The following is a 1,519-nucleotide window of genomic DNA, read 5'->3' as shown; positions in this document are numbered from 1 at the left end:
TTTTTTTAAAAACCCAGCGGCGGACGGGTGAGTAACACGTGGGCAACCTGCCTGTAAGACTGGGATAACTCCGGGAAACCGGGGCTAATACCGGATAGATTTTTCCGCCGCATGGCGGAAAATGGAAAGATGGCTTCGGCTATCACTTACAGATGGGCCCGCGGCGCATTAGCTAGTTGGCGGGGTAACGGCCCACCAAGGCGACGATGCGTAGCCGACCTGAGAGGGTGATCGGCCACATTGGGACTGAGACACGGCCCAAACTCCTACGGGAGGCAGCAGTAGGGAATCTTCCGCAATGGACGCAAGTCTGACGGAGCAACGCCGCGTGAGTGAAGAAGGCCTTCGGGTTGTAAAACTCTGTTGCCGGGGAAGAACAAGTGCCGTTCGAACAGGGCGGTACCTTGACGGTACCCGGCCAGAAAGCCACGGCTAACTACGTGCCAGCAGCCGCGGTAATACGTAGGTGGCAAGCGTTGTCCGGAATTATTGGGCGTAAAGCGCGCGCAGGCGGCTTCTTAAGTCTGATGTGAAATCTTGCGGCTCAACCGCAAGCGGCCATTGGAAACTGGGAGGCTTGAGTGCAGAAGAGGAGAGTGGAATTCCACGTGTAGCGGTGAAATGCGTAGAGATGTGGAGGAACACCAGTGGCGAAGGCGGCTCTCTGGTCTGTAACTGACGCTGAGGCGCGAAAGCGTGGGGAGCAAACAGGATTAGATACCCTGGTAGTCCACGCCGTAAACGATGAGTGCTAAGTGTTAGAGGGTTTCCGCCCTTTAGTGCTGCAGCTAACGCATTAAGCACTCCGCCTGGGGAGTACGGCCGCAAGGCTGAAACTCAAAGGAATTGACGGGGGCCCGCACAAGCGGTGGAGCATGTGGTTTAATTCGAAGCAACGCGAAGAACCTTACCAGGTCTTGACATCCTCTGACCTCCCTGGAGACAGGGCCTTCCCCTTCGGGGGACAGAGTGACAGGTGGTGCATGGTTGTCGTCAGCTCGTGTCGTGAGATGTTGGGTTAAGTCCCGCAACGAGCGCAACCCTTGACCTTAGTTGCCAGCATTCAGTTGGGCACTCTAAGGTGACTGCCGGTGACAAACCGGAGGAAGGTGGGGATGACGTCAAATCATCATGCCCCTTATGACCTGGGCTACACACGTGCTACAATGGATGGTACAAAGGGCTGCGAGACCGCGAGGTTGAGCCAATCCCAAAAAACCATTCTCAGTTCGGATTGCAGGCTGCAACTCGCCTGCATGAAGCCGGAATCGCTAGTAATCGCGGATCAGCATGCCGCGGTGAATACGTTCCCGGGCCTTGTACACACCGCCCGTCACACCACGAGAGTTTGTAACACCCGAAGTCGGTGGGGTAACCTTTCGGAGCCAGCCGCCGAAGGTGGGACAAATGATTGGGGTGAAGTCGTAACAAGGTAGCCGTATCGGAAGGTGCGGCTGGATCACCTCCTTTCTAAGGAATCTTACAATAGTGGCGTTTCTGTTTTGTTCAGTTTTGAAGG

At 55.7% G+C, this 1,519-nt stretch carries 1 rRNA gene; it reads left to right on the top strand.

Annotated features, from left to right (window positions below):
- Positions 1–1,470, top strand: a 16S ribosomal RNA gene (locus GBH70_RS16365); the annotation flags it as partial.
- Between the last annotated feature and the right edge of the window lie 49 nt (positions 1,471–1,519).

The organism is Weizmannia acidilactici, from assembly GCF_008974225.1.
In the GTDB taxonomy this organism is placed as follows: Bacteria; Bacillota; Bacilli; order Bacillales; family Bacillaceae_C; genus Weizmannia; species Weizmannia acidilactici.
The sequence above is the reverse complement of the archived record's forward strand: the minus strand, read 5'-3'. Positions and strand labels throughout refer to the sequence as shown.